The 7150-nt window shown below is 70.2% G+C and carries 7 protein-coding genes; 3 read left to right on the forward strand and 4 right to left on the reverse strand.

Translation table 11 applies throughout. From position 1 onward, the window contains the following. Positions 1-57 precede the first annotated feature (57 nt). On the reverse strand, positions 58-1107 hold the full coding sequence (locus tag G6021_RS17890) for a DUF2156 domain-containing protein (RefSeq protein ID WP_347238949.1): 1050 nt from the start codon (positions 1105-1107) through the stop codon (positions 58-60). 7 nt (positions 1108-1114) lie between these two features. Between G6021_RS17890 and G6021_RS17895 the strand changes: the two genes are divergently transcribed. Next, positions 1115-1741 carry a hypothetical protein gene (locus G6021_RS17895; RefSeq protein WP_347238950.1) on the forward strand — a complete coding sequence of 209 codons (627 nt, stop codon included), beginning with the start codon at positions 1115-1117 and terminating at the stop codon, positions 1739-1741. Positions 1742-2875: 1134 nt separating this feature from the next. On the opposite strand, the gene G6021_RS10480 is transcribed toward G6021_RS17895, so the two are convergent. From G6021_RS10480 to G6021_RS10490, 3 genes are all read right to left on the reverse strand, one after another. Further along, positions 2876-3166 carry a hypothetical protein gene (locus G6021_RS10480; RefSeq protein ID WP_017838311.1) on the reverse strand — a complete coding sequence of 97 codons (291 nt, stop codon included), beginning with the start codon at positions 3164-3166 and terminating at the stop codon, positions 2876-2878. Continuing rightward, the gene (locus G6021_RS10485) at positions 3163-3378 is read right to left on the reverse strand and encodes a PLDc N-terminal domain-containing protein (RefSeq protein ID WP_179523808.1); all 216 of its coding nucleotides are present in this window, start codon (positions 3376-3378) and stop codon (positions 3163-3165) included. Before G6021_RS10485 ends, G6021_RS10480 begins: the two co-directional genes overlap by 4 nt. 102 nt (positions 3379-3480) lie before the next feature. Continuing rightward, positions 3481-4950 carry a sodium:glutamate symporter gene (locus G6021_RS10490; RefSeq protein WP_182641245.1) on the reverse strand — a complete coding sequence of 490 codons (1470 nt, stop codon included), beginning with the start codon at positions 4948-4950 and terminating at the stop codon, positions 3481-3483. A gap of 195 nt (positions 4951-5145) precedes the next feature. On the opposite strand from G6021_RS10490, the gene G6021_RS10495 reads away from it, so the two are divergent. Together G6021_RS10495 and G6021_RS10500 are read left to right on the forward strand one after the other, a co-directional pair. Next, the gene (locus G6021_RS10495) at positions 5146-5910 is read left to right on the forward strand and encodes a two pore domain potassium channel family protein (RefSeq protein ID WP_182641246.1); all 765 of its coding nucleotides are present in this window, start codon (positions 5146-5148) and stop codon (positions 5908-5910) included. 4 nt (positions 5911-5914) lie between these two features. Then, positions 5915-7150 (forward strand): protein adenylyltransferase SelO family protein (locus G6021_RS10500; RefSeq protein ID WP_182641247.1); only part of this gene is annotated, 1236 nt, incomplete at its 3' end.

The following is a 7150-nucleotide window of genomic DNA, read 5'->3' on the forward strand; positions in this document are numbered from 1 at the left end:
GCTCGGGAGCGGATGCCGCAGCTCGGGGGCGGATGCCGCAGCTCGGGGGCGGAGGCCTCAGGCGTCGATGGTCTCCGACTTCCCCGACCGGGCCAGCGCGGCGAGCTGGCGGGTCGTCGCACCCGGCAGGTACGCCCGGCCGATCGCCACCCCGATCCGCGGCAGGTCGGCCTCGTCGCGGAAGCACAGGTACACGGGCTCGATCCGCGGGTTGAACTTGGCTTTGAACTGGTGGAGCGAACGGAACCCGTAGTACGGCTCGAGCGCCTGACCGAGCAGGTCCAGACCCCTGTCGAGGGTGGCCACCTCGTCGTCGTCGCCACTCCGCGCCAACGGGGCACCGGACAACGAGACGAAATCGGCCCCCTCGTCCTTGAACTCGAGCGCGGACCGGGCGATGAGGAACTCGATCATGTTGTTCGCGCCGGGCCCGTTGCGCTTGCGCATCACGTCCAGGGTCCAGCCCCGCACGCCGCCCTCGGCTCCGCCGCGGTAGACGGGCAGCCAGGAGAGCGCGGCCTGGACCACCCCGCCCGAGTCGACGGCCAGGGCGATGCGGACGTCGTCGTCGAGAGCCTCCTCGACCGTGCCGAGGGTGAAGCCCATCTCGGGCAGTTCCTTGTCCCCGACCCACTGCTCGGAGATCTGGCGGACCTGCCCCAGGATCGCGGACGGCTGCTCCCGCAGCAGGCCCGAGACGAAACTCGTGCCGTTCTTCTCCGCCTTGTTCATGGCGCTGCGGATCTTCTGCCACTTCTTCCCGCCGAACGCCAGATCGGGCAGGTCCATGATGGTGTCCTCGGCGATCTGCAGCGCCCGCCAGCCGTGCGCCCGCATGGTGTCGGCGGTCTCGGCCGACACCGAGAACAGGCACGGCACCGCGGCCTGCGCCTCGGCGAAGTCCACGAACTCGGTCAGCAGCCGGGCGCGGTCGGCGGGTGCGGCCACCGGATCCGCCAGCGCGATGACGGTGCCGACGTGCAGGCGGTAGCCCACCACGCCGGCGGCCGGTGCGCCCGTGTCGACGGCGTCCGGTTTCCCGTCGGGGCCCCCACCGGCCTGTGCTCCGGGCCCGAAGAAGTAGTTCATCGGCTGCCACGTGATCATCCACGACATGGTGCTGCCGCCATGCCTGCGGATGAGCGCGCGGACGCGGTCGATCACCTCGTCCGAGTGGACCGAGGAGCCGGTGACCCGTCGCCGGCCGGACCCCGAACGCGCCCCGGCCGGCGATGAGCAGGACGGCCTCGCCCGTCCACAGCAGGCCCGTGCCCGCGGTGACGGCACCGAGGCTCTCGAAATCCGCGGTCACGACCAGGACGGTGACGACGAGGGTCGCCACCGCCGTGAGGAGCGCGTACACGAGGGCGACGAGCCACGCCACCCGGTAGCCGCGGCGGAGCAGCTCGGCGGTCACCGCGGCGACCAGGACGGACAGGAGCATGCCGGCCAGGTTCACGTCGTCGGCCTCGGTCGGGCCGAGGGGGCCCTCCGCGGGGACGAAGTAGACCACCACGTGCACCGCAGCGAGGAACCACATCCCGGCCGAGACGACAAGCCTGGTCTCGCGCCGCGTGCGGGGCCGCAGTCCCCGCTCGGTGCGGGAGAAGAACCGCTCGCCCACAAGCAGGAACACCGCGAAGGCGATGAGGTGCGTGAGGTCGGACAGGCGCCCGAGGAACAGGAACGACACGATCACATAGCCGTAGAGCAGGGCCCGTGCGCGCAGTCGCCACGGTGACACCAGCGTGGCCGTGGTGGCGGCCAGCACGGCGATCACCGCGGTCGAGCACCCCACGTCGAGCACCACGGACAGCTCGGTGGCCCACTCCCAGCCCACCGCGTCACCGGGGACGAGGACGCCGAACGCCCCCAGCACGCCGATCAGCTGGCCACCGATCGCGACCAGGGCCGTCCGCGCCGACCCCAGTCGCCACTCGCCCACCCCGATCCCCACCGCCACCAGCACGAGGAGCGACACGTGCTGGAGAGGGGTCATCCCGAACCACGGGCCGGCGAACACGGTCCACCAGCGGCCGCCCTCGAGCGCGGGGACGCCGTAGGCCACGCCCTCGAACCACGGGGCGTCAGGGGCGGAACGCCACAGCGTCTCGAACACCACCCCGGTCACGAGCAGTGCCGCCAGCACGATCGCGGTGACCGGGAGTCGGCGGGCGGCGCGTGCGACCGCACCGGTCACGGTGGCGAGCGGGGACGGCTCGCCGGGGTCGTCGGTCTTCTCGGTGATCTGATCGGTGCTCATGGTGCTCCCGTGGGCGGCGCGCGTGCTGGAACCGCCGGGGTCGGAGAGGCGACGCCGGTGGTGGACGGGTCAAGTATGCGCTCGGCCGGGGGCGTAGGTAAGGGAATGCTCAGCTTCGTGACCGGCGCCTCGTCACGGCCGCCGGCGAGTCCCGCGACCAGCGCGCCCGCCGGAGCACGCACCGCCCGGGCGTCGCGCGCCGAGCACCTTTGCAATCGGCTTCGAGCTGGCGATTCACGTGCCATTTCACCCAGGTGAATTGGCGTGCGCGGCGGCCATATCGCGGCCTAGGTGAACTAGCGTTCACGAGATCGCAGTCGCCGCGACCCTAGGAGAGAAAGTGATCGGTACCCCGCCGAGCGTGATCGTCGACGAGAACGGAGCCAGACCGCCCCGGGTGGTGGACCCGGTGGGGACGCGGCTCGTCCTGCTCTCCGGTCTCTCCGTGTCATGACCGGGCGCGAGTGGGACGACTACGTCGAATGGTCCGGCCTGGACGAAGGGCGACTGGACGAGATCATGCGCGACCGCGGCCGCACCGTCGACCGCGGTTCGGGTGCCGGGCCGGATCCGGTCGCGCGGGCGCGATGGTTCCCCCAGAGGTGCCGGGAGTCAACGGCGGCGGGAGCCCGCCATCGCGGGGCCGGAGAACAACGCGATTCCTAGGACGAATCCGAAGTTGTACCAGTTGCCGTTGTTGCCCACCTCGTAGATGGTCACGGTGTCGGTGAACAGGGAGATGATGAAGGTCACCGGGAGGATGAGCCCGTGCCAGAGCCCCCACCAGAAACCGAGGCCCTCCGGGGAGACGTCGACGTTGGGTCCCGCGGCGCACGCGCCGAGGGTCAGGACGACGACGAGGAGGACACCGGCGGCGAGCCCCGCCCGTCCCCGGGTGGTCATCTCCGCCGCCCCCGCACGAAGTAGAGGGCGGGTCCGATGAAGTTGACCGCGATGATGGCAGCCCACCTGGCCTTGCTTCCACGCACCTGTTCGGCGGGCCGGAACGCCAGATCGGTCCACGCCGTGACCGCCAGCGACACCTGCACGGACATCAGTGTCAGGATCGTGGCCTTCTGACCATCGGACAGCTCGCTCCACGACTTCTTCCGCATGGGTCCTCCTGGGGTCGGTCCGGAAGTGGGGTTTCCTTAATCCTAGTGTCCGACGTGAGGGCGATGGCCGGGTTGCGGCCACGGGGCTGACGAGTCGAGGGCCTATTCGCGCGCGGGTTCCTCGGCGCCGGACTTCTCCTTCTCCCACTCCGCCCGGTCCCTCATCTCCCTGGGCCGGAAGTAGAACATTCCGGAAAGCACGGCCACGAGGAAGACCGCCAGCATCACGAAGAACAGCGGCCACACTCCGGTGAGGAAGATGATCGGCACGGCCATGGCGGTGATGAGCCCACCGCCGAAGAACGGCTCGAAGACCAGCTGCTTGTAGCCGAACGCCTCGAAGGCGGGGCTCTCGGCCTGCGGGTCGACCACGCGCATCAGGATGAGGCCCGTCGCGGTGACGCCCATGGACTGTCCGAAGTCCCCGATGCCGCGCTCGAACCAGTAGCGACCGATGATCCGCGGGGCCAGCAGGAGGAAGACGGCGACGTTGAACACGATCCCCGCGACCGCGAGGATGACGAAGACGCCGATGTTCTCGCCGATGGCCTGCAGGGACAGTGTGGCGATGGCGGCGACGATGAGGAAGTCGAGCGCCCAGCCCTGGATCCGCAGCATGATCTGGGCGTCGATCACGTGGGCGAACCCGGCCTTCGTGGCGACGTACTGCACGATCACGCCGCCGAGGAGGGCGATGGGGAAGAGGGGGACGTAGGCGAAGATCTCCAACGGGGTGTTCTCGTCGAGCATGACCGACGCGTAGGTCGCCTGCTCGATCCAGCGCAGGCCCTCCAGGATCGCGAGCCCGACGAGGATCGCCACCGTGACGATCGCGATGTGGAGCGACAGCGGCTCGACGGAGGAGGGGCGGGAGGTCATCTTGCCGGCGGAGTAGTACTCGTCCTCGCGGAAGAGGCCCTTCTGCTCCTCGATGGACATCTTGGCGCTCCCGGTGACGATCTCAGTCTTCCCGGTGCGCACGGCCCAGTTGATCAACGCGATGCCGATCACGATCCCGCCCACGATTCCCACGGTGGCCAGTCCGACGGCGAGATCGGCGCCCTCGCTGAAGCCCAAATCGTCGAAGACCGGGCGCATACCGGCGGCGGTGCCGTGGCCGCCCTCGAACCCGATCTCGATGAGCGCACCGGTCATCGGCGCCGCCGCCAGGGTCGGCACCAGGATGAGGGCCGCGAGGAGCAGGCCCACGACGTACTGCCCGGATGCGAGGGACACCCCGAGCGAGAGCTGGGGGCCCACGAGCTTCACTGCCCGCTTCGCGGTCGGCAGCTTCTGCCCGAGGAACATGGTGGCAAAGATGACGCTGATCAGCAGCCCGGGCAGCGAGGACCACACCTCGACCATCGGCTCGGTGAACAGACCGTTTTCCCCCCACGGACCCCCGAACCGGCCCAGCACCTCGGGTCCCAACAGGAGCAGCAGGGCCCCGGCGACGATCGAGCTGGGGAGGAACAGTGACTGGACTATCCCCACCTTGACTCGGATGATCTTTCCGATCAGCAGCGCCAACCCGAGTATGAGTAGCGCGAAGCCCACCGCGTTTGCTGACATGGCCGGTCCTCGGTTCCGTGTGATGCCTCGGCGGGAGATGGTCCCACTGCTCTACGCCTGCCGCGCACCCGACCGAGAGCCGATGTGCCGGGGAATCTACGCCCTGTGACCGGTGGTGCGAGCCCGTTCCGCCGATCGGTAACCTCGTCGACACTTCGCTCACCCCGGACGCCGGGGATCGGACATCATCGAACGGTGACGGAAAAACGGTGGGCGGAACTGACGGAATGGCCGTTGATCGGGGCAGCCCTGGCCTTCCTGGTCGCCTACGCGGTCTCGGTCCTGGTGAACCCGGTCGGCGCGGGGGGCGTCGCCACCGAGGTCGTGATCGTGGGGACCTGGGTGCTCTTCGCGGTGGACTTCGTGGTGCGCCTGGTGTTGGCGAAGCCACGTGGTCGGTGGCTGTTCACGCACTGGTACGAGGTGGTGGTGATCGCGCTGCCGATGCTCCGGCCACTGCGCCTTCTCCGCCTGGTGATGCTGCTGAGCGTCATGCACCGCTCGGCGGGGACGGCCGTGCGCGGCCAGGTGATCGCGTACGCCGCGGGGTCGACGTCGGTCCTGCTCGTCGTGTCCGCTCTGGCGATGTTGGACGCCGAGCGCGGGGCTCCGGGCTCATCGATCGAGACCTACGGGGAGGCGCTGTGGTGGTCGGTGGTCACGGTCACCACCGTCGGGTACGGCGATACCGCACCGGTGACCCCTACGGGCCGGGTGATCGCGGCGGGTCTGATGCTCGCGGGGATCGCCCTATTGGGTGTCGTCACGGCCACTCTCGCCTCCTGGATCGTGGACCGGGTCAGCGAGGTGGACGAGGCCAACCAGGCGGCCACGCAGGCTCAGGTCAGCCGGCTGTCGGCGGACATCGCGGCATTGCGCGCGGATCTCGGGCGTCTCGGTGCCGACGCGGAGAACCTGGCCGGCCGGCCGGGGCACCCCGCGACGGAGACGTACCGTTGACGGCATGACTTCCCAGGAGCGGCCCGGCGTACGGCTCACCGATGGCTTCGCCCGCGACTTCCCCGATCTCGGGGTGCAATGGAAGGCGGCCGAGGCGCCGACGCCGCGCCTGCTCGCCCTCAACGAGCCGCTGGCCGCCGAGCTGGGCATCGACCCGGCCTACCTCCGGGGAGACGAGGGCCTGGGCCTGCTGACCGGAACCCACGTCCCCTCCGGCGCCACCCCGGTCGCGCAGGCGTACGCGGGACACCAGTTCGGTGGCTACTCCCCGCGACTGGGCGACGGACGGGCCCTGTTGATGGGCGAGCTCCCGGACGGTCGCGACCTGCACCTCAAGGGCTCAGGCCGCACGCCGTTCGCCCGTGGTGGCGACGGTCTGGCAGCGGTCGGGCCGATGCTCCGGGAGTACCTCATCAGCGAGGCCATGCACGCGCTGGGTGTGCCCACCACGCGGGCGCTGGCGGTGGTCGGAACCGGGGCGGCCGTGTACCGCGAGCAACCGTTGCCGGGCGCCGTGCTCGCCCGTGTGGCGGCCAGCCACCTGCGGGTGGGCACCTTCCAGTTCGCCCGCTCCACCGGCGACGTCGAGCTGGTGCGGAGGCTCGCCGACCACGCCATCGCGCGCCACTACCCGCAGGCGGCCGACGCGGAGAACCCGTACCTCGCGCTGTTCGCCGCCGTCCTCGACGCCCAGGCCTCCCTGGTGGCGCAGTGGATGCTGCTGGGGTTCATCCACGGGGTCATGAACACGGACAACACCACGATCTCCGGCGAGACCATCGACTACGGTCCGTGTGCGTTCATGGAGCAGTTCGACCCCGCCACGGTGTTCAGCTCGATAGACACCCAGGGTCGCTACGCCTACGGCAACCAGCCGCCCATCGTGCAGTGGAACCTGGCGAGGTTCGCCGAGACCCTGGTCCCGTTGGTCGACGACGACGAGAACGCGGCCGTCGAGACGCTGACCGCCTCGTTGGGGACGTTTCCCACCCGCTACCAGGAGGCCTGGACCGAGGGGATGCGCACCAAGCTGGGACTTCCCGCTGCGCTGGGCCGACCGGCCGGGCCGGGCGATCCGGAGGGGTCGGGCGATCCGGAGGGGTCGGGCGAACCCGGGTCGGGCGACGGGGCGGCCGGGTCGGATGCGATCGAGCCGCTGCTGGAGGAACTCTCGCGGCTGCTGACCGCGTCCCGGGCCGACTTCACGTCGTTCTTCCGCGCGCTCATCCCGGCCGCGGCG

Source organism: Dietzia sp. CW19 (genome assembly GCF_014145265.1).
Classification (GTDB): domain Bacteria; phylum Actinomycetota; class Actinomycetes; order Mycobacteriales; family Mycobacteriaceae; genus Dietzia; species Dietzia natronolimnaea.